Below are 19926 nucleotides of genomic sequence, written 5' to 3'. Positions count from 1 at the left end.
TAAAATGTGAACAAACACCGAAAATAAAAATAAAAATCCACTTATAAGGTTTCGAACACTCAAGGTTTTAAACCCATCGCTACACGGAAAGTATTTCTATTCTTTTTTTAAAAAGCGTCGGCCTGAGGGATTCCTTCCTTGGGGAAGGAGAAGGAAGGGGTTTAATTAACTATTCATAACCGCATTTCTCATCGCTTTTAGAAACCCCTCCCTGCATTTGCGCACATTTCCACCACGCCCCTCCCTGGGGAGGGAATGAAAATTACAACCCGTTCTCTCCCCCAATATTCTCCCCGTCACTTGCGTAAGTAAATTTGAAAAGGTTACTTTGTTTACAGAATCGCGTTAAAATGCGGTTATATACATCATGACTACTACCCAACAATTATATCAACTGTTTCTTCAGCACCCGGTTATCAGTACAGATACCCGCAAAATTGGTGCGGGCAGCCTATTCTTCGCGCTTAAGGGTGATAAATTTGATGCTAATACATTTGCCGAAAAGGCTATTGAGGCCGGCGCGGCCTATGCTGTGATTGATAATCCCGCCTACCAGTTGGGCGAAAAATATTTGTTGGTTGATGATGTGCTGACCTCCTTACAAGATCTGGCCCGATATCATCGCCGCCAGTTGAGCATCCCGGTGGTTGGACTTACCGGTACTAATGGTAAAACTACTACCAAGGAACTCATTAACGCGGTGTTATCTCAGCATTATAAAACGCAGGCAACACAAGGCAACCTCAACAATCATATTGGTGTTCCGCTTACCATTTTAACTATTGATGCATCGCACCAAATGGCGGTTATTGAAATGGGGGCTAACCATCAAAAGGAAATTGAACTGTTATGTAGTATTTCACAACCTTCGCATGGTTTAATTACCAACGTAGGCAAAGCGCATTTAGAAGGTTTCGGAGGCGTTGAGGGCGTGAAGAAAGGTAAAGGAGAGTTGTATGATTACTTTTTAAAGTCCGAAAGTCCGGAAGTCCGAAAGTCCGGAAGTTCATCTGCTGTGTTTATCAACAGTGATGACAATACATTACTTGAAATGGCTGCGGCGCGTAAGTTGAGCCATGTGGTTTACTATGGCACCAGCAGTATAGATGATTTGGTAAGTGGTGAACTTGTTGAAAACTCACCATTACTTGGGTTGGAATGGACCAATAATAAAACGGGTGAACAATATCGGGTAAAAACGCAGCTTACGGGTGCATACAACCTGCACAATATTTTGGTGGCTATTACCATTGGCGTTTATTTTAATATCCCCGCTGCCGAAATTAATGCGGGCATTGAGGGTTATCAGCCTAAAAACAACCGGTCGCAAATTGTGCAAACGGCGACTAATACACTCATTTGCGATTACTACAATGCCAACCCGAGCAGCATGTTTGTGGCTATTGAAAATATTGGCAAGCTGGAAGCCAAACGCAAAGTATTGATCCTGGGCGATATGTTTGAAATGGGACCAGAATCGGCCGTTGAGCACGCCGCGGTTATTCAAAAAGCGTTGGATACCGATGTGGATGAACGGATTTTTATTGGGAAAGACTTTTTAAGTCAAATTTCAAAATTCAAAATTCAAAAAACGGATGCTACGTTTTACGAGACAGCGGAAGATGCCATTGTCGGCTTGAAAGCTGAACCTATAACCGGGGCGACTATATTGATTAAAGGATCACGGGGAATGGCATTGGAGCGGTTGGTGGAGTTGTTTTAAACATTATTAATTATGGGCAGAAAAAAGAAAATGGATGAAACTGAGTATTTAATGTCATCCCCAACAATGGTGGCTCGACTTGAACAAGCAAGGATAGATATCCGCGAAGGAAAAGGTATAAAAATAGATTTAAAACATTTATGGGATGACGATGCTTCTCATTTTCAATCGAACTCGAATAATGACCGTTCAAATAATGAAGATTAACTTGCTTATCCTTGCAGTAATAAATTGCGCGATGCATAAAATTGACTTCTCCGAATAAATTATGGGTTTTCACAGGACACAAAAATCCGAAATCGAAATTCCCAATTCCGAAATTACGATAGCACCAGCTCCGCCACTTCCTCTCCTACTAAACTACCCATGGCTACGCCCATGCCATTGCACCGTACAGCGCAAAATATGTTGGGTTCTACTTGTTTTACAATGGGGCTTAGTTCCTGGCCAAAACCCATGATGCCGCTCCACCAATAGTCTATCTCTACGTTTTGACCGGGGAGAATTACTTCATGAAGATAACTCATCAGCTTTTCCTTTACGGCATCGGTATGGCCAAAATCAAAGGTTTCTTCGGCCTTATAATCCAGGTTGCGCCCGCCGCCGAATAATACGCGGTTATCAATATTACGGAAATAGTAATATCCCTCATCAAAATGATAAGTCCCTTTTAGCTTTAGCCCCGGCACTGGTTTGGTAACTAATACCTGTCCCCTGCCTGGCACTACATCTAACTGCGGGAAAAGCTGGCTTGCAAAAGCATTGGTAGCCAGGATTACTTTGCCTGCCTTAAAATTCCCCTGCGTGGTTTGCAGGATGATGCCATTATCGCCTTGTTCGATAGTGTTGATATGCACATTGTTTAATACCAACACGCCCAACTCATACACTTTATACAACAAGGCACGCATCATTTTACCGGTATCTATCTGCCCTTCAAAGGGATTATAAATGATATGGCTAACCTTATTTAAACCAAAACCTGCAATTTTTTCATCGGCCACTGCATAAATGTCAGGCTCGCCGATGGCTTGCTTTAATAATTTATTGAGATGTTCTATTTGATCGAACGCGTTTTTTGCAGCCTCCGCTTCGTCCGTCATAAATAATTCATGACCGCCGTATTGATGATAGCCGATGTTTTCGTCGCCCAGGTTTTGCCGCAGGCATTGCAGCCCCCTCCACTTGTAATTTACCAAATGCATGGCTTCGGCCTCTGATGAACGGTTTATTACTTCAATTTGCTCGCTTACTGTACCAAAACAGGCAAAACCAGCGTTTTTAGTACTGGCACCGCTTGGTAAAAAGCCCCTCTCAAGCACCAGCACTTTTAACAATGGTTGCTGCTTTTTTAAATGCAGGGCGGCACTTAAGCCAACAAGACCACTACCGATGATGATTACATCGGCGTTATCGATAAAAGAAGTTCGCTCCCAGTAGGAAAACACCATTAATTCAAAAGTAAAAATTCAAAATTCAAAAGAGCTTTAAATTTTGTAATTACCTGATAACAATTGTGGAAGCGGAATAATTTTTGAATGGATAGTTATAAAGACGCTAAAAGTTTCGTAATATAATCGTTGTTGCTCCACATTTAAAAGCCTTTAAGAGTGTAGTGACAAAGCGACGAAAGACTTACGAAGTTTTAAAAACTTCGTAAGTCTGGAATTTGCGACTTGCCTTCGTAAGTAGGCCAGACGTTCCATTTTTGAATTTTGACTTTTTAATTTTGACTTAAAAGAATGAATACATTATCAATAATTATAGGCTATAATTCCGCGTGGTTCCTGATGATCATTATCGCGCTAATCAGTTTTGCGGTACAATGGCGGTTTAAAAGTAAGTTTAAGCATTACTCCGAAGTTGGCTTGCTATCCGGCCTTTCGGGCCAGGAGGTGGCCATACGCATGTTGCGCGATCACGGTATTTATAACGTACAGGTAGTAAGTGTTGAAGGGCAGCTTACCGATCATTATAGTCCCGAAACCAGGACAGTTAATCTTAGCCAGGATGTTTTTTATAGCAGGAGTATCGCCGCGGCGGCAGTGGCTGCTCATGAATGCGGCCACGCGGTGCAGCATGCCAAATCATACGCATGGTTAACTTTCCGCTCGGCCATAGTACCGGCTGTAAACATCGCCTCAACCCTAACCCAGTGGACTTTAATGATTGGCATTTTACTGCTTGTTTTTACGCATAACCCTTTAGTATTGGCTATTGGTGTTGCCGCCCTGGCACTGGTTACTTTCTTTAGCTTTATCACCCTGCCGGTAGAGTTTGATGCCAGCAGGCGCGCGTTGGCCTGGTTAAATAATAACCACAGCATTGTACAAACCCATGAAGAGCATGAGCAAACCAAAGACGCCCTGTGGTGGGCCGCCATGACTTACGTTGTTGCAGCCATCAGCGCATTGGCTACGTTGCTGTATTACGCGTCGTTTTTGTTTAACAGGAGAAATTAAGAGTTGATGTGCAAATTTCAGATGTGCAGATATGCAGATGAAGCTCATAACGCGATCAATCTGTTTAATCTCTGTTGAAATAAACAAATCCGCACATCTGCAATCTGTACAGCCGCACATTTCTTCCTTCATCTGCACATCTGAAATCTGCACATCTGCATATATTTTTCCAAGACTGTAACCTAAGTAATAGTCGTGTTGTCAGAGAGATTGTAACAAATGCAGAGCAAGCTTTCAGATATCGAACTTATTGAACAAACGTTGGCTGGTAATCAGTCGGCTTATGCCGATTTGGTGAAGCGGCACCAGCGCTTTGTATTCACACTGTCTATGCGTTTTTCAAAAAGCCGTGAGGATGCCGAAGAGATCGCGCAGGATTGTTTTGTAAAAGCGTTCCGTGCTTTAGCCTCCTATAACGCGCAGGCAAAGTTTAGCACCTGGTTGTATACTATTGTGTATAATACCGCTATGACCTTTTTAAGAAAGAAACGTGTGGCTACCGAGTCAATAGACGAGGAGGGTGCTTTTATACAGGTAGAAAACCATGAATCGGCTTACGATGCCGACAATGTGGAGAACAAATCGCGGTCGTTTTACCTTAACCAGGCCATTGAGCAATTGTTACCCGATGATGCCACCATCATAACCCTGTTTTATAAAGGCGAGCAATCTTTAGAAGAGATTGCCCAAACGCTGGGGATGGAGACAAACACGGTTAAAGTTAAACTATTCAGGGCACGCCAGCGTTTGAAAGATAAGCTGGAGCGCAATTTAAAACATGAGGTTAAAGAATTGATATGAACCCGATAGAAGAAAAACTCTGGAACTATATTGATGGTACCTGCAGCCCCACCGAGCAGGCGACTATTACCTTGCTTATTGAGCAGGACGAGGCCTACCGCGCCAAATACCAGGAGTTATTGCAGTTAAACCAGGAGTTTGCAACCATGGAACTGGACGAACCATCCATGGGATTCACTTACAAAGTGATGGAAACCATCCGCACCGAAAATGCGCGGCAGCCTTTAAAGGCCGCTATTAACCCGCGCATCATTTGGGGAATAAGTATCTTCTTTGCTATTTCCATTATTGCTTTGCTGGTGTTCACTATTGCAAACATTCATGTTACGCTTTCGGCAGTTGATGTAAAGATCAATTTGCCCGCGGGTTTCAGGCTACCCAAAATGGGTAATATATCTAGCAGCCAGGTATTTAAATGGTTCCTGGTATTTGATGTGGTGTTGGCCCTGTTTTTGGCCGACAGCTATCTGCGTAGAAAAAAAACTGCAAAACAGTTGTAAAGTGTTCCAAATGCTGTACGCAAAAGTTAACGATTAATTAAACAAAAGCCGCAACATTAATCTGTACGAATAAAAATAGCCTCTTGTTTATAGCTAAACCGAGGATATAGAGCTTCTTTATAAAAAAATTTACGAAGTAAATCTGTTTGGTACAGTAATTGCGTATATATATATGAACTGGTAATCCTACCGGTTTAATTGTGATAAGGTTTAGGTTGAAAGTCCCCCGGAGCAAGTCCAGGGGGCTTTTATTTTTTATAGCTGTTTTTTGATGAGCAAATTTCAAAATGTGCAGATATACAGATTAATTGGTTACAGATGTGCAGATTGCAAATGTGCAGATATGCAGATTAACGGGTTACCTATATGCCTTCAATTTATCATCGCTCTCATCTAAAACCTACACACCTGAAATCTGCCCCCGGTTATTTACAACCTGTCTGTATTAAAAACCTTACATTAATTAAACATTGATATTATATACCTTTGCGGTTTGCCGCTTAATGGTAAGGCGCTGGTTTAAAATAGATAAAAAGGCATGTACGATATTTGTTGCGTTGGGCATATAACATTAGATAAAGTGGTAACTCCGCAAGCGGTAAAACACATGGCGGGAGGTACTTCCTTTTACTTTTCAAACGCCATCCGCAATATGGATGTTAACTACACCCTGGTAACCACGCTTGGCCAAAGCGAAATGGTTGTGGTTGAAAAGCTACGTGCCAAAGGTATTCATATAGATGCCTTGGCCTGCGGGCAATCGGTTTATTTTGAAAATATTTACTCCGAAAATCAAAATCACCGCACGCAGCGTGTACTGCAAAAGGCCAATCCTTTTACCATTGAACAATTGCAACAAACCGAAGCAAAGATTTTCCATTTAGGGCCACTATTGGCCGATGATATTGATGTATCGCTGATCAAAGAGCTACATAGGCGCGGCAAGGTTTCATTAGATGTACAAGGCTATTTACGCGAGGTAGTAAACGAAAACGTGGTAGCTATTGACTGGGCAGATAAATGCGAAGCCTTGCAACATATTGACATTCTGAAAGCCAACGAACACGAAACTGAAGTACTTACCGGCAGCACCGATATTTTTGAAGGAGCCCGCATCCTGGCCGGCTGGGGCGTTAAAGAAGTAGTGATTACCCTGGGCAGCATGGGCTCTGTAATTTATACCGACGGTGTATTTTACAATATCCCGGCCTATACCCCTACCGCTGTGGTTGATGCTACAGGCTGCGGCGATACTTATATGGCAGGTTATCTTTATCAGCGCATCAAAGGCGCTTCTTTCCAACAAGCGGGCGAATTTGCTGCCGCTATGGCAAGTTACAACATCGCGTCGTCGGGGCCGTTTACAGGTACTGAAGAGGATGTATTGGAGTTGTTGAATAAAGGGGAAAAGGTTTATAGTTATTAAGGGAAGCTTAGGCGGCCTTAAAACCTTACGTCATGCCGAACTTGTTTCGGCACCCCACGTGCTAAGTCCATGCGGATAACATGTCCTATGGGGTTCTGAAACAAGTTCAGGAAGACTTTGCCTTTTTTAACTTGTATGGAGATAGATTATCTCCCTATATCTCTTTCGCATCCCCAACCGTAACCCAGCCTTCGGTGCCGTTTATCAGCCGAACCCTAATCCAGGTGCCATTATTTTCGAGGATCTCTACTTTGGTGCCTTCATGTAATACAAAAGCGTTTTTGGCCGTAGCCATGGGTGCATTTTTAGCGGTAACAGTACTGCTGAAGATGATAGCATCATGGTGCGAATCGAAATAATGGGTTTGCCGGCCCGCTAAAAATGCCGCGCAAACGCCGATAATCAATGCCGCAATGGCCGAAAAGAAAGCTGTTTTTTTAATAGCTACAGAATTGGTAAACCGGTAAAGAATAAACAAACCAAACCCGGCAAGTACAAGTAAAACCCCTCCTATTGCCCAGGTATCTGCAGGCAATGCCAGGATAAAGCCATGCCACCATTTAGTAATAAAAAATTCCTGCGGCGCTTCAACCTTATCGGCTGTTTTGGTATTAGCCAGCCTGATGTTGGCGTTAATATCCTCATCCCCGGGCGATAATTTATGCGCCTTTTCATAATACAAAATAGCTGGCGCGATATCGCCGGTTTTATAATAAGAATTGCCCAGGTTGTAGTATAAGGCTATAGATTGATAGCCATCGTCAACCAGTTTTTGGTAGGTTGTTTGGGCATCTTTGTATTTGCCTTTCTGATACAGATCGTTTCCTTTTTTAAACAGCGCGGCCGAACCATCATTACTAAACGCAAGTAACGGCGATGCAATGAGCAGCAATATATAGATACAACGCTTTAGCATGTTATATTTTATCTTCAATGTCATTGATCATATTTTTTGCCTTATCAAACATTTGCTGTTCTGATACGCCCGATACCGGCGCGTAACGTGCCATATCGCACAGATCAAGGGTTTCCAGCAGTTCGTTAATCAGAGGCTCGTCAAGGTTACGGGCTTTTAATTCCGATGCTATTTTTTCTCGGTTCAAGTCGGCAGCCGCAATATTTAGCTTGTCGCTCAGGTACCCATATAAGCCTTTAAACACATTTTCGTAAAAAGCGACCCTGTTGTTAGCCTGCAACTGTTTATTAGCGCTGGCCAGGTGTTTGGCGGCAATTTTGCCCGCTTTGCGGCTTTTAACCTTCACTATATCGCTGTTACTTACCTCATACCATTTTCCATACACCAAAGCCCCGGCAAACAACAACGGCCCCAACAGCAGCAGTAAATAGTACGTAGGCGAACCATAAAAGCCTTCGCCATTTTTGGTGAGGCTATCGGCTTCGTCTCCTGTTTTAATATAGCGAATATCTTTATTCAGCAGCTTTACGTCCTGCTTATCGGCATCGCCTAATGATACTACGTTATTTTCGGTGGCGCTTTTATCAACCTTAATATCAAAACCTTTGGTTTGCGTGCTTACATATTTACCTGCAGACAGGTCATAATAGGCAAACTTAACCGGGTCGATAGTAAAATTACCGCCATGCCTTGGGATGAGCAGGTAGGTATAGGTACGGGTACCAGTTTCGCCGCTTTCTGCATCGGCAATGGTATCCGTTACTTTAGGATCGTATTTTTCAAAATCGGCAGGAAACTCAGGAGCAACCGGTTTCAACAATTTAAGGTTTCCTTTGCCCGATACTACTATTTTGTAGTTGATAGGATCATTGGCCTTTACGTGCGTTTTATCAAGCGTTGAACTTATCTGGAATTTACCAACCGCTCCGCCAAAACTGGCAGGCTTACCCGCCTCTGGCAATGGTTTTACATGAATAACTACCGGCAGACTTTTAATTTTATACTTTACATCATTGTAACTCACCCCGCCAAAAAAACTATCAAATGGGTCTTTTGAGGCTACGGTTTCGCGCACAATAAAATCCATGATCATTGGGTCGATGGTGATATTGCCGGCATGCTCGGGGAAAAGTACGTTTTGTTTAATCTCGGCAACGTTGAACCGCACGCCATTAATTACCTGGATACGCCAGTTGGCGGTTTGGCTTATGCTTTTAATCTCCTGGCTATAAAACCCATTCAGATCTGACATTTTTTCCAATTGGCTGCCTGCCAAACCAACACGGGTATAAATACGATAGCTTAGCGTTAACTGCTCGCCAATGTAAACGTTGGTTTTATTAACCTCGGCCCGTATATACAGGTCTTTGTTAATATTTCTGGTGCCCGATACTACATCAGCACCTTGCGCCTGGGCTTGTAAGGCCTGCTGCCGGGCAGCCGCGTTGGCCTGCGCTGTTGACGTGCCCTTTACCACCTTAATTTTTATAGGCTGGGTTTTTAAAGTTTTACCACTTACCGCAATAGATGCCGGACCAATGGTAAACACGCCCGCTTTTATGGCAACCAAATCATAACTATACGCGATAGCTCCTGATGATACGCCATTAATCACCGTCATGCTTTGTGATACGTTGGGACCAGCCTCTACCAAAAAGCCATCAAAGCTGGGTGGCACAAACTTTTCTGCACTGCTGTTTACGGTAAACGTAATCTCAAAACGTTCGGTGGTCCCTACCTCACTTTTATCAACCGATGCCGTGAATTTTACCTGGGCAGCGGCAAATAAAGTAGTTCCTAAAAACAGAAAGAGCAATATATAAAACTTCAATTTCATGTGTTATCAATACAAGGCTACCAATCTTTCGCGATCTTTCTTCGCTCGCCTTTCAGTTTTTTGTTTTTAAGCTTATCCTGGGTCGCTTTTTCATCATTGTTCAGCGCGTCGAGCATCCGTTGAGCGTCATCTTTTGATACACTATTGGGTTGAGGCTGTTGTTGCTGCTGATCTTTATTATCCCCGTTTTTATTATCCGGGTTCTTTTTATCCTGATCCTTTTTGTCCTTGTCGTCTTTTTTATCGTCCTTTTTGTCTTTATCCTTATTCTTATCGTCTTTGTTCTTGTCCTTATCCTTGTTTTTATCTTTATTCTTGTCTTTGTTTTTATCCTTATTGTTCTTCTTATCGTCCTTTTGTTTTTGAAGCAGCTTTTGAGCGTACGCTAAGTTATAGCGGGTTTGCTCATCTTTAGGATTTCTGATTAAAGATTTTTTGTAATTGGCAATACTCTCTTCCAGCTTGCGGTTTTGCAAAAACGAGTTGCCGATGTTGTGAAAAGCATTTGCCTGAATTTGTTTATCTTTTGAGGTAGCCGCTATTTTAGCAAACTGCTTATTGGCCTCATCGTATTTTTTTTGCTTGTACAAGGCATCGCCAAGGTTAAAATTGCCCTGAACCGTTTTTGCCGCCTTACCTACCGATGCCCGGTAATTGGCTTCGGCTTCTTTATAGTTTTTTGCCTGGTAAGCTTCGTTACCTTTTTTGATATATTTTTTTTCCTGCTGGGCAAAAAGAAATGAAGCCTGCAGTACTAATAATGCGATGATAATTAATTGCTTCATGACTTTTTTACCTCAAATAACTTTATAGCACTCAGACGCATATTTTTGCGACCCGATATAAAAAACTCAACAAGCAGCAACACAAATGCTATACCCAGAAAAAACTGGAAACGATCTTCAAAATCCTTAAACGACTTGGTATCTAAAGTTTTGCGCTGCATTTTATTGATCTGATCCATCACTATGCCCAGGCCGCTGTTGGTATTATTGGCGCGTACATAAACACCTCCGCCTGCCGATGAAATCTCTTTACACATATCCTCGCTTAGCTTACTCACTACCTGCTGCCCGGTGCTATCGGTGTGGAAGCCAACCTGCCTGCCGTTTTCAACAACCGGGATCGGTGCGCCGGCTTCAGAACCTACACCTACCACATGAACGGACACATCGCGGCTCCGGGCGTTTTTTGCGGCGGTAACGGCGTCGTCCTCGTGGTTTTCGCCATCGGTAATTACAATCATGGCCTTGCCTGTGCCGTTCTTAAAATCGAATGATTGCATACCCAGGTCTATCGCGGCACCAATAGCCGTACCTTGTGTTGGTACCATATCGGTACTGATGGTATTTAAAAACAATTTAGCTGCCGAGTAATCTGTAGTGATGGGCAATTGCACGTAAGCTTCGCCGGCAAATACAACAATGCCAATACGGTCGCTATGCAATCGGTCTATCAACTGGGCAATGGCCCGTTTGGCATTTTCCAGGCGGCTTGGTGCCAAATCCTGGGCCAACATACTGTTTGATACATCAAGCAGGATCATCAAATCGGCACCCTGGCGTTTTACGTCCTCGGTTTTTGAACCAATTTGCGGGTCGGCAATGCCGATGATGAGCATGGCGCAAGCCAATGCGAAGAAAGAAAACTTCCACCACGGCCTGGTAGTTGAAACCTGCGGCATCATCAGTTTTACCACCCCCTTATCGCCTAACGACGCGATGGCCTTACGCTTCCAGTAACTCACCGCCCAAAAAGCGATAAAGAATACCGGGATGATCAACAGCGCCCATAAAAACTGTGTATGTGCAAAACGTAGCATCTGTTATGTTAAAGCCCCTTTAAACAGGGTGTTTTTTAATAAAAATTCAAGTGAGAGTAAAGCCAACGCTAAAATGGCCCAAGGCATAAACATTTCTGTTTTACGGCGATATTGAGTAACATCTATTTTGGCTTTTTCTAACTTATCAATTTGGGTGTAAATATTTTTAAGGGTTTCGTTATTGGTTGCCCTAAAGTATTGCCCACCAGTAATGCCGGCAATTTTTGAAAGTGTACCTTCATCAATATCCACCGGCATGCGCTGGTATTGTACGCCCATTGGTGTTTGTACCGGGTATGGTGCAAAACCTTTTGTACCCAAACCAACAGTATAAACCCTTACGCCAAATTGTTTGGCAATTTCGGCAGCGGTTATTGGCGGTATCGAACCGGAGTTGTTTGAACCATCGGTAAGCAATATCACAACTTTACTTTTTGCGGGGCTGCCTTTTAAGCGATTTACCGCAGTAGCCAGGCCCATACCTATGGCGGTACCATCGGTAATCATCCCGTTGCGGATATCGCTGAACAGGTTAATGAGTACGCTGTGGTCAATAGTAAGCGGGCATTGGGTAAAGCTTTCACCGCTGAAGATCACCAGGCCGATACGGTCATCCGGACGCCCCTTGATAAAATCGATAGCGATGTTTTTACCGGCTTCCAGGCGGTTGGGCTTAAAATCTTCGGCCAGCATACTGCCCGAAATATCTGAGGCAATAATGATATCAATACCCTCGGTGGTACTATCCTGCCAGCTCAATGAAGATTGCGGCCTGGCCAACGCTACCACCAACGCGGCAATAGCCAATGAACGCATTACAATAGCGAAATGCCTGAATTTGGGCAATAAACTCTTTTTTGCTACCGCGAAACCTTTTATAGTAGGCACATTTAAATTGCCCTGTAATTGCTGTTGTTTCCAGATGTACCAGCCCACCATTAAGGGTATGCTGAGGAACAGCCAGAAAAACGCGGGGTGTGCAAATTCTATTCCTTTAAACCAGCTCATTTTGTCCCCTCTTCTTTATCGGCCTGTGGTACAAAGGCGGGTTTGGTATTATTTACAAAACCTATGGCCTTATCCATACTTTGTTCATTTTCAAAAGGCTGGGGCTTCTCTTTGGCAAATTTTACCAAATCGGCCAGTACCAATACCTGCCTCAATGTATCCTTGTTATCCGCGGTAATTTGTAACGACCGTAAACTATCAAAAATCTCATCGGTGGTTTGCTCATGGGCTTTAATGGCGTAACGCTTTTCCAGATACTCGCGCATTACCTCGCTTAACTCAATGTGATACGTTTTTACTTCCTGCTGGTACAGCTTTTTATCGCGCAGTTCGGCCAGTTTTTGCAGGGCTATAATGTGTGGTGGCAGTATTGGCGCTGGTGGCTCCACAATGATTACCTTTTTAGGTCGTGTTTTTAAGTAGTAGATGATGCCGGCAATCAGCAACAAAACAAGAAAAATACCCACAACCCATTGCCAGTTATCGCGCAGCCAATCCCAAAAGGTATAATCAATAGCAAGCGGCTGTTTAATATCAAAAAAGGCTTTGGTGGTATCAACCTTAAGTGTAGTTACGTTTAAAGTTACCGATGGTGAATTAACCACACCGTTACCGGTTTTAAAGGCATATGATGGTATTACATACTGCCCGCTATCAAAGCCGGTTACCGTATAAGCTTTATGAATGGTTTCGAGGGAGGCATCGGCTTTATCGGCTATGGTATCGGTTTTTACGCCTACAACCACAATTTTTTCGGCAATGGAATCTGGCACTACCGGAAACTCGGCCTTATCTTTTTTATTGAGTTTGATGCTCAGGTGCAACAGTGTTTGTTCGCCTATCTTAATGGTTGTTCTGTCCAGCTTGGCGCCGGCTTGCGGGGCCTGGGCAAAAGCGGCATAAAAAGCACCTGTAAGCAGCAATACCAGGAAATATTTTAAATGCTTGATCATCTCCGGCCTTCCCGTTTTTTAAATAATGTCATTAATGGTTTTACGTATGACTCATGCGTACCTATGCTGGTAAAATCAACACCCGATCTTTTAAAAGTATCGGCAAGTTTAGCGTTCCGTTCGCGGGCTACCGCGCCAAAGGCATGGCGCACTTTTTCGTCGGCAGTGTTTACCCACATCAGTTCGCCGGTTTCATCGTCCTTAACCGGGATAAGGCCCAGGTTAGGAAAAACTTCCTCGTGCTTATCATACAATCTTAAGGCGATAATATCATGCTTTTTATTGGCAATCTTCAGCTCATCATCAAAAGCTGGGCTAACAAAATCTGACAATAAAAATGCCGTACAACGCTTTTTAATAACGCTTGTAAAATATTTAAGCGCTATAGCCACGTTGGTACCTTTATTATCGGGTTTAAAATCAATCAGCTCGCGAATGATCATCAGGATATGGCTGCGACCTTTTTTGGGCGGAATGAATTTTTCTATCTTATCGCTAAAAAATATCACCCCTACCTTATCATTGTTTTGAATGGCCGAAAAAGCCAGCACAGCGCAAAGCTCGGTAGCCAAATCCTGCTTTTGCTGGGTTTGCGTACCAAAGTTTTCAGACCCGCTTACATCCATCAGCAGCATAACGGTAAGCTCTCGCTCTTCGTCGAATACTTTTACGTAGGGGTGGTTAAAACGAGCAGTAACGTTCCAGTCGATAGTGCGTATCTCGTCACCAATCTGGTACTCGCGCACCTCGCTAAAGGCCATACCCCGCCCCTTGAAAGCCGAATGATATTCGCCCGAGAATAAGTGGTTACTTAAGCCACGGGTTTTTATCTCAATCTTCCTAACCTTTTTTAACAGATCCTTGGTATCTTTTGCCATATGAGCCTCACCTAAATCCTCTCCAAAGGAGAGGACTTTTGATAGTCTTTTTTAGAGTTTTATCCGCTTTCCTTTTACCTCCCTCTCCTTTGGAGAGGGCCGGGGTGAGGCCTACGGTACCTCTACCGCGTTTAAAATGCCTGTTATAATATTTTCCGTGGTGATGTTTTCTGCCTCGGCCTCATAGCTTAAACCAATACGGTGGCGCAGTACGTCATGACAAATAGCGCGAACATCTTCCGGAATTACATAACCGCGGCGTTTGATGAAGGCATAAGCCTTGGCAGCCAGTGCCAGGTTAATACTTGCCCTTGGCGATGCGCCGTAAGTCATCAGGTTTTTGTAGTGCGCCAGTTTATACTGATCCGGGAAACGGGTAGCAAACACAATATCAATAATGTATTGCTCAATCTTTTCGTCCATATACACCTCGCGTACAATTTTGCGCGCGCGTACAATTTCCTCTGGTTTAACAATTGGCGATGGCTTTGGCATACCGCCCGGTAATATGTTTGAGCGAATGATCCTTTTCTCTTCTTCCTTCTCGGGATAAGTGATCACTACCTTCAACATAAAACGGTCCATCTGTGCTTCTGGTAACGGATAGGTACCCTCCTGCTCAATAGGGTTTTGGGTAGCCAGTACCAAGAACGGATTTGGCAGCGGGAAGGTATTATCGCCAATAGTTACCTGGCGTTCCTGCATGGCCTCTAACAGCGCGCTTTGTACTTTGGCCGGTGCACGGTTAATCTCATCCGCAAGGATGAAGTTAGAAAACAACGGACCTTTACGAACAATAAACTCTTCCTTTTTTTGGTTGTAGATCATGGTACCCAGCAAATCGGCAGGCAACAAATCGGGCGTAAACTGTATACGGCTATAGTCAACCTGGATAGCTTTTGAAAGCGTGTTGATGGCCAGCGTTTTTGCCAAACCCGGAACGCCCTCCAAAAGGATGTGCCCATCGGCCAATAAACCGATCAGCAAACGTTCAACCATATATTTTTGACCGATGATCACTTTATCCATCTCCATTTTAAGCAGATCGATAAAAGCGCTTTCGCGTTGTATCATTTCATTAAGCGCCCTGATATCGGTTGAATACGATGTACTGCCGGTAACAGCACCCGCAGAAACGTTTTCGTTATTACTTTTAAATTCGTCCATGAAGCCTTTTTTATTTCGAGTAGCAAACTTAAACACCTAAACTTTTTTCTGCTAAAAAAATTCCATGTTTAATTGTTAAAATTTGTTAAATATTTATGTGTTAGCTGTAAATATAAGATTATTTAGGTGCGGGGATCGGGTTGCGGGGTTCGGGTGGGTTAATTAGCTTGAAGTCTTAACGTTCCCTTCATGTTCAAAATAAAACGTATGTTTAATTTTACGTTGATAACACTGTTTGTATGCTTAAAAGATCTTTTTTATTATCTGTTGCTGTACTATGTTTTTCAACACTGGCGCACAGTCAAAGTAAATACAAAACCATTCCTTTACCCAAAGCAATCGCGGGTGTGGCCGAAGAGTATTCGGGCATGTGTACTTACGGCAACCGGGTGTATTTAATACCCCAATATGGCGATCATAAAACACCGGTAAAAAAGGACAATCTGAAAGGTGAGTTTTTAATTTACAGCCTGCTCACAGATAGCATTGGCCGGGTTGTAGATGGCAAGGATACAGCACTATCTGCCTACAAAGCGCTTAAAGTAATGAACCTTGACAAACTACCCGAGGATGTTGCCGAGGGATATGAGGGTTTTGAAGCGATCAGCATTGTTAATAATACAGTATACCTATCTATAGAAACCGATGATAAGCTGGAAAACTGCTACCTGCTTAAAGCCAAACTGGATTTACCAAACAACCAGATAGTGGTAGATGCAGATCATATTCTGAAGCTTAAGCGCCCGGAACTTATATATAACGCCGGCTTTGAAGCCGTTACCTGGTTACCTAAGGAAAAAAAGTTATTGGCTTATTATGAATACAACGGCGAGCCTAACGGCGGACAAGGCTATTTGATAGATACCTCATTTACTAAAGCACCGGGGGCCATTAAAACGCCACAGTTATATTTCAGGATCACAGATATTACCGCAACTGCCAAAGATGAGTTGTATGCCATCAACTACTTTTGGAATGGCGACTACAAATATTACCTTGGCAACGACAAATTGCACAACCAGGAAAACAACATCAAAACCATTATTCCCGATCTGCGGGACAGCCTCAATAAAGACTCGGCTTACTTAAAATCGACTAAAACTACTTATGCTCGTATTGTAAAACTCAAAAACTATAAGGGTACGAAATGGGAAGAAGTTGCCACTTTCCCGGGCAACAAAAACAACTGGGAAGGTTTAACCCTGTTCCGTAAGGGCGCGTTGGTAGTTACCGATGCCAACGGAAGCAAGAAGCAGAACACGGTGCTGGCTTATGTGGAATTTTAAGAGCCTCACCTAAATCCTCTCCAAAGGAGAGGACTTTAAAAACAGGGTCAAAAAGCTGAAAATCAAAAGCCATCTCCTTTGGAGAGGGTTGGGTAAGGCTCTTTATATAGCCGTCGGCCTTCTGATAACACCCAATAATACGGCTATAATGGCAATTACCAATAATACGTGAATTAAGCTACCTACAGTGGTAAAAAATACGCCTATAGCCCAGCCGATTACAAGAATAACGGCAATGATATACAATAATGAGTTCATGACAGTGTGATTTTAGTTAATAATTTCATAGATAATTGTATAATCGCCGATACCTGTAAAATGTTTTAAAAAATTAATCCGGTTAATATCTAAACGCCAAACGGCACTACACTTCATGTGCAATGCCGTTTGGTGAATATCAATAGATATGGTGTTAAGCCTTTTCAGATTTTGACTGCTGGTTAATTCCGGCTTCTGCTATCTGGGTAAGCAGGCCGTCGCAGGTTTTTTCTTCCTGTAGGGTTGAATCCAACAGTTCCGCTGCTTCGTTATAGCCTAAAACCATTGCCAGCGTTTTAAGCGTACCGTATGAAGCAATTTCATAATGCTCAATCTTTTGCGCGGCCGAAATAATTCCTGCATCGCGGGTAATGCTGCCTTTTTCCGTTTCAGCTACAATTTCGTCGCCTTCTTTTAATAAACCCGCCATCGCTTCACATTTTACAGCAACAGCCTTTTCGCCAATAGAGGCAAACGCGTCCTCAAGGCGGGTAATTTGATTTTCTGTTTCGCCAAGGTGTTTTTCAATGGCCGACCGCAGCTTATCTGATGTTGCCGCTTTTGCCATTTTAGGCAAAGCCTTTGCAAGGTGCTTTTCTGCCCAGTAAATATCTTTCAATTCATCTAAAAATAATTCGTTTAATGCCGAATCTTCTACGCTTTCTGTTAATTCAGGAGCTTTTGCTTTTGTAGTTGCCATAGTAAATGTTTTTTAAGTTTTGTGTTTACCTAATGGCAAAGGCAATGCCAAAATATCATATTTTTTAATAATATTAATTATTAAGATAATTTATGTGTGTAAATATCTTTTCCCCTCAAAAAGCATGTGTATCAATAAAGCTATAGGTTGTATTAAAAACAGGAGTTGATGTCTTTACTCCTATTCGGGTTTATGAATTACGCCTGCCTCCGATTATGGTTTCTTTTTAAAATACCCATCAACTGTGAAAAAAGTAAAGGTTTTATATAATTGATTTACAAGCATAATTGTTCAAAAACAAAACAAAAACCGCTTTAGCTGTTACATATTAAACCATACACACGTTACCATAGTCATACAAACAAATACATGTACAAATTACTATTATGAAAAAGTTACTTATCCTGTCTGCACTTATTACATTTACTTATTCGGCATTTGCACAAGCTGTCGACCTGCGCCGTAAAATAGAAGTTACCGGCATTGCCGAGCAAGAGGTTACTCCCGATATTATTAACGTATCCATTTCACTGCAGGAATATATGGATGGCAAAAAACACATCCAGATTAACGACCTGGAAGATCAGCTGGAAAAAGCTGTTAAAGATGCCGGCATCCCCATGACAGATTTTACGGTTAACAACGTATCGGCCTGGAACAATACTTATCAAAAGAAAAAAGCACCGGATTTTTTGGCCAGCAAGCAATATGGACTGCGGGTTAAAGATTTGAATAAGTTTAACCAGATCATGTCGAAAATCGACCCTAAAGGCATCCAAAGTACTAACATCGATAGCTATGCCTATTCGAAAATGGACGCCTTGAAAAACGAATTGAAACTGAAAGCCCTGTTAAGCGCCCGCGATAAAGCCACCTTTTTATTGGCCGGCCTTGGCAACAAATTAGGCGATGTGCTAAACATTACCGAAAGCGATAACAGCAGCTTCCCACAGCCACGCGTTTACAACACCATGATGTTTAAATCGGCTGTAGCCGCCGCGCCTGCCGCTGATTCTGACATCGACTTTAAAAAGATTAAACTAAGCTTCAATATCCAGGCGGTGTTTGAGATAAAGTAAGAAGCGAAGCCCCCCAGCCCCCTAAAGGAGGAGTTTTTTGATTTGCATTTTATTAAAAAGGCGTTTACTATATGGTGAACGCCTTTTTTGTTTTCAAACTCCCCCTTTAGGGGGCCGGGGGGCTTGGTTAGGGGCTTCGCAAACATTTCCTCCCGCTTTCCTGTTATTTTAAAAATCTTAATCACCCAACAATATGCAATGGTTTGGCAGAGGCGAAAGCGATAATGTAGAAGATGAACGCGGCAGTGGCGGCGGCAGAGGACTGTTTTTAGGCGGAGGTATCCTGGGCCTCATTGGTGCCGCTATTTATATTTTTACGGGCATCAATCCTTCGCAATTACTTAACCAGGTAAGCAATGGTAATACACAAACAGAACAACAAGCGCAAGATCCAAATGCGCCCGAGGACAATGGGAAAAAATTTGTGCGTGTAGTACTTAAAGATACCGAAGATATTTGGGGCAAGCTTTTCAGGGATATGGGTAAAACCTACCAGTACCCACATTTGGTACTGTTTACCGATGGTGTAGAATCGGCATGCGGAAGCGCAAGCTCGGCTACCGGACCGTTTTATTGCCCGGGCGACGCCAAGGTGTACATCGATCTTTCTTTTTATGATGAGCTTAAAAATCGCTTTGGTGCCGCCGGCGATTTTGCCAATGCCTATGTAATAGCGCATGAGGTTGGGCACCATGTGCAAAATCTGTTGGGTATTAGCGCAAAAATGGATAGGGCACGCAGTCGCATGAGTCGCAAAGCTTACAACAAACTATCGGTAAAGCTGGAATTACAGGCCGACTTTTACGCGGGTGTATGGGCCCATTACGAGCAAAGCGTAAAAAAAGTGATTGACGAAAAGGACATTAAAGACGCGCTGAATGCAGCCAACGCCATTGGCGACGACCGTTTACAACAACAATCGCAGGGACGTGTGGAACCAGATAGCTTTACTCACGGCACAAGCGCCCAACGCGTGTACTGGTTTAAAAAAGGCTATGAAACCGGCGACATTAACCAGGGCGACACTTTTAGCAACGGCGAATTAGATTAGCTTGTTAACAAGCTAAATAAATCCCTTGACGTGGGGCCTGAATTTTTTTGATAAAAAAG

20 protein-coding genes are annotated in these 19926 nt (G+C 43.0%); 9 read left to right on the top strand and 11 right to left on the bottom strand.

What is annotated here, in order from left to right:
* Nucleotides 1–367 precede the first annotated feature (367 nt).
* Nucleotides 368–1723: a UDP-N-acetylmuramoyl-tripeptide--D-alanyl-D-alanine ligase gene (locus tag QWZ17_RS13985; RefSeq protein ID WP_290305862.1), complete on the top strand. Its 1356-nt coding sequence runs from the start codon at nt 368–370 to the stop codon at nt 1721–1723.
* A gap of 12 nt (nt 1724–1735) precedes the next feature.
* Nucleotides 1736–1930 (top strand): type II toxin-antitoxin system Phd/YefM family antitoxin, encoded by a 195-nt coding sequence (locus QWZ17_RS13980; RefSeq protein WP_290305861.1) that lies wholly within the window; start codon nt 1736–1738, stop codon nt 1928–1930.
* Nucleotides 1931–2043: 113 nt separating this feature from the next.
* On the opposite strand, the gene QWZ17_RS13975 is transcribed toward QWZ17_RS13980, so the two are convergent.
* On the bottom strand, nt 2044–3174 hold the full coding sequence (locus QWZ17_RS13975; RefSeq protein ID WP_290305860.1) for an NAD(P)/FAD-dependent oxidoreductase: 1131 nt from the start codon (nt 3172–3174) through the stop codon (nt 2044–2046).
* A 291-nt stretch (nt 3175–3465) separates the two neighbouring features.
* Here QWZ17_RS13975 and QWZ17_RS13970 point away from each other — a divergent pair, with 291 nt between their 5' ends.
* The 4 genes from QWZ17_RS13970 to QWZ17_RS13955 all read left to right on the top strand — a co-directional run bounded on the left by QWZ17_RS13970 (nt 3466) and on the right by QWZ17_RS13955 (nt 6912).
* Nucleotides 3466–4185: a zinc metallopeptidase gene (locus QWZ17_RS13970; protein WP_290305859.1), complete on the top strand. Its 720-nt coding sequence runs from the start codon at nt 3466–3468 to the stop codon at nt 4183–4185.
* Nucleotides 4186–4404: 219 nt separating this feature from the next.
* Nucleotides 4405–4986 (top strand): RNA polymerase sigma factor, encoded by a 582-nt coding sequence (locus QWZ17_RS13965; RefSeq protein ID WP_290305858.1) that lies wholly within the window; start codon nt 4405–4407, stop codon nt 4984–4986.
* A complete protein-coding gene (locus QWZ17_RS13960; protein ID WP_290305857.1) occupies nt 4983–5486 on the top strand; it encodes a hypothetical protein in 504 nt (167 codons plus the stop codon). Before QWZ17_RS13965 ends, QWZ17_RS13960 begins: the two co-directional genes overlap by 4 nt.
* Before the next feature lie 538 nt (nt 5487–6024).
* The gene (locus QWZ17_RS13955) at nt 6025–6912 is read left to right on the top strand and encodes a PfkB family carbohydrate kinase (protein ID WP_290305856.1); all 888 of its coding nucleotides are present in this window, start codon (nt 6025–6027) and stop codon (nt 6910–6912) included.
* Between the two features lie 154 nt (nt 6913–7066).
* Here QWZ17_RS13955 and QWZ17_RS13950 read toward each other — a convergent pair whose 3' ends face one another.
* From QWZ17_RS13950 to QWZ17_RS13915, 8 genes are all read right to left on the bottom strand, one after another.
* Nucleotides 7067–7828: a tetratricopeptide repeat protein gene (locus QWZ17_RS13950; protein ID WP_290305855.1), complete on the bottom strand. Its 762-nt coding sequence runs from the start codon at nt 7826–7828 to the stop codon at nt 7067–7069.
* 1 nt (nt 7829) lies between these two features.
* The gene (locus QWZ17_RS13945) at nt 7830–9665 is read right to left on the bottom strand and encodes a BatD family protein (protein WP_290305854.1); all 1836 of its coding nucleotides are present in this window, start codon (nt 9663–9665) and stop codon (nt 7830–7832) included.
* A gap of 17 nt (nt 9666–9682) precedes the next feature.
* Nucleotides 9683–10450, bottom strand: a complete 768-nt coding sequence (locus QWZ17_RS13940; RefSeq protein ID WP_290305853.1) for a tetratricopeptide repeat protein — start codon at nt 10448–10450, stop codon at nt 9683–9685.
* Nucleotides 10447–11487 carry a vWA domain-containing protein gene (locus QWZ17_RS13935; RefSeq protein ID WP_290305852.1) on the bottom strand — a complete coding sequence of 347 codons (1041 nt, stop codon included), beginning with the start codon at nt 11485–11487 and terminating at the stop codon, nt 10447–10449. The genes QWZ17_RS13940 and QWZ17_RS13935 overlap by 4 nt, the downstream gene beginning before the upstream one ends.
* 3 nt (nt 11488–11490) lie before the next feature.
* Entirely contained in the window at nt 11491–12495 is a 1005-nt protein-coding gene (locus tag QWZ17_RS13930; RefSeq protein WP_290305851.1) for a vWA domain-containing protein, read from the bottom strand.
* The gene (locus QWZ17_RS13925) at nt 12492–13448 is read right to left on the bottom strand and encodes a BatD family protein (protein ID WP_290305850.1); all 957 of its coding nucleotides are present in this window, start codon (nt 13446–13448) and stop codon (nt 12492–12494) included. The genes QWZ17_RS13930 and QWZ17_RS13925 overlap by 4 nt, the downstream gene beginning before the upstream one ends.
* Nucleotides 13445–14326, bottom strand: a complete 882-nt coding sequence (locus QWZ17_RS13920; protein WP_290305849.1) for a DUF58 domain-containing protein — start codon at nt 14324–14326, stop codon at nt 13445–13447. Before QWZ17_RS13920 ends, QWZ17_RS13925 begins: the two co-directional genes overlap by 4 nt.
* Nucleotides 14327–14437: 111 nt before the next feature.
* On the bottom strand, nt 14438–15493 hold the full coding sequence (locus QWZ17_RS13915; protein WP_290305848.1) for an AAA family ATPase: 1056 nt from the start codon (nt 15491–15493) through the stop codon (nt 14438–14440).
* Between the two features lie 239 nt (nt 15494–15732).
* Here QWZ17_RS13915 and QWZ17_RS13910 point away from each other — a divergent pair, with 239 nt between their 5' ends.
* Nucleotides 15733–16779: a hypothetical protein gene (locus QWZ17_RS13910; RefSeq protein WP_290305847.1), complete on the top strand. Its 1047-nt coding sequence runs from the start codon at nt 15733–15735 to the stop codon at nt 16777–16779.
* 102 nt (nt 16780–16881) lie between these two features.
* On the opposite strand, the gene QWZ17_RS13905 is transcribed toward QWZ17_RS13910, so the two are convergent.
* Both QWZ17_RS13905 and QWZ17_RS13900 read right to left on the bottom strand, forming a co-directional pair.
* Nucleotides 16882–17037, bottom strand: a complete 156-nt coding sequence (locus tag QWZ17_RS13905; RefSeq protein ID WP_259091604.1) for a lmo0937 family membrane protein — start codon at nt 17035–17037, stop codon at nt 16882–16884.
* A gap of 154 nt (nt 17038–17191) precedes the next feature.
* On the bottom strand, nt 17192–17737 hold the full coding sequence (locus QWZ17_RS13900; RefSeq protein ID WP_290305846.1) for a YciE/YciF ferroxidase family protein: 546 nt from the start codon (nt 17735–17737) through the stop codon (nt 17192–17194).
* Between the two features lie 386 nt (nt 17738–18123).
* Between QWZ17_RS13900 and QWZ17_RS13895 the strand changes: the two genes are divergently transcribed.
* Together QWZ17_RS13895 and ypfJ are read left to right on the top strand one after the other, a co-directional pair.
* Nucleotides 18124–18816: an SIMPL domain-containing protein gene (locus tag QWZ17_RS13895; protein WP_290305845.1), complete on the top strand. Its 693-nt coding sequence runs from the start codon at nt 18124–18126 to the stop codon at nt 18814–18816.
* 193 nt (nt 18817–19009) lie between these two features.
* The gene (gene ypfJ / locus QWZ17_RS13890; RefSeq protein ID WP_290305844.1) at nt 19010–19867 is read left to right on the top strand and encodes a KPN_02809 family neutral zinc metallopeptidase; all 858 of its coding nucleotides are present in this window, start codon (nt 19010–19012) and stop codon (nt 19865–19867) included.
* Nucleotides 19868–19926: the final 59 nt, after the last annotated feature.

This window comes from Mucilaginibacter flavus, assembly GCF_030409315.1.
GTDB lineage: Bacteria > Bacteroidota > Bacteroidia > Sphingobacteriales > Sphingobacteriaceae > Mucilaginibacter > Mucilaginibacter flavus.
Note: the sequence above shows the minus strand (reverse complement) of the source record. Positions and strands in the feature narration are given on the sequence as shown.

What these genes read in the sequence shown, in the direction of transcription:
- QWZ17_RS13910 (WP_290305847.1), top strand. Translation starts at nt 15,733, where the DNA reads ATGCTTAAAAGATCTTTTTTATTATCTGTTGCTGTACTATGTTTTTCA.
- QWZ17_RS13935 (WP_290305852.1), bottom strand. Translation starts at nt 11,487, where the DNA reads ATGCTACGTTTTGCACATACACAGTTTTTATGGGCGCTGTTGATCATC.
- QWZ17_RS13925 (WP_290305850.1), bottom strand. Translation starts at nt 13,448, where the DNA reads ATGATCAAGCATTTAAAATATTTCCTGGTATTGCTGCTTACAGGTGCT.
- QWZ17_RS13975 (WP_290305860.1), bottom strand. Translation starts at nt 3,174, where the DNA reads ATGGTGTTTTCCTACTGGGAGCGAACTTCTTTTATCGATAACGCCGAT.
- QWZ17_RS13900 (WP_290305846.1), bottom strand. Translation starts at nt 17,737, where the DNA reads ATGGCAACTACAAAAGCAAAAGCTCCTGAATTAACAGAAAGCGTAGAA.
- QWZ17_RS13955 (WP_290305856.1), top strand. Translation starts at nt 6,025, where the DNA reads ATGTACGATATTTGTTGCGTTGGGCATATAACATTAGATAAAGTGGTA.
- QWZ17_RS13945 (WP_290305854.1), bottom strand. Translation starts at nt 9,665, where the DNA reads ATGAAATTGAAGTTTTATATATTGCTCTTTCTGTTTTTAGGAACTACT.
- QWZ17_RS13970 (WP_290305859.1), top strand. Translation starts at nt 3,466, where the DNA reads ATGAATACATTATCAATAATTATAGGCTATAATTCCGCGTGGTTCCTG.
- QWZ17_RS13985 (WP_290305862.1), top strand. Translation starts at nt 368, where the DNA reads ATGACTACTACCCAACAATTATATCAACTGTTTCTTCAGCACCCGGTT.
- ypfJ (WP_290305844.1), top strand. Translation starts at nt 19,010, where the DNA reads ATGCAATGGTTTGGCAGAGGCGAAAGCGATAATGTAGAAGATGAACGC.
- QWZ17_RS13965 (WP_290305858.1), top strand. Translation starts at nt 4,405, where the DNA reads ATGCAGAGCAAGCTTTCAGATATCGAACTTATTGAACAAACGTTGGCT.
- QWZ17_RS13915 (WP_290305848.1), bottom strand. Translation starts at nt 15,493, where the DNA reads ATGGACGAATTTAAAAGTAATAACGAAAACGTTTCTGCGGGTGCTGTT.
- QWZ17_RS13960 (WP_290305857.1), top strand. Translation starts at nt 4,983, where the DNA reads ATGAACCCGATAGAAGAAAAACTCTGGAACTATATTGATGGTACCTGC.
- QWZ17_RS13950 (WP_290305855.1), bottom strand. Translation starts at nt 7,828, where the DNA reads ATGCTAAAGCGTTGTATCTATATATTGCTGCTCATTGCATCGCCGTTA.
- QWZ17_RS13940 (WP_290305853.1), bottom strand. Translation starts at nt 10,450, where the DNA reads ATGAAGCAATTAATTATCATCGCATTATTAGTACTGCAGGCTTCATTT.
- QWZ17_RS13905 (WP_259091604.1), bottom strand. Translation starts at nt 17,037, where the DNA reads ATGAACTCATTATTGTATATCATTGCCGTTATTCTTGTAATCGGCTGG.
- QWZ17_RS13930 (WP_290305851.1), bottom strand. Translation starts at nt 12,495, where the DNA reads ATGAGCTGGTTTAAAGGAATAGAATTTGCACACCCCGCGTTTTTCTGG.
- QWZ17_RS13895 (WP_290305845.1), top strand. Translation starts at nt 18,124, where the DNA reads ATGAAAAAGTTACTTATCCTGTCTGCACTTATTACATTTACTTATTCG.
- QWZ17_RS13980 (WP_290305861.1), top strand. Translation starts at nt 1,736, where the DNA reads ATGGGCAGAAAAAAGAAAATGGATGAAACTGAGTATTTAATGTCATCC.
- QWZ17_RS13920 (WP_290305849.1), bottom strand. Translation starts at nt 14,326, where the DNA reads ATGGCAAAAGATACCAAGGATCTGTTAAAAAAGGTTAGGAAGATTGAG.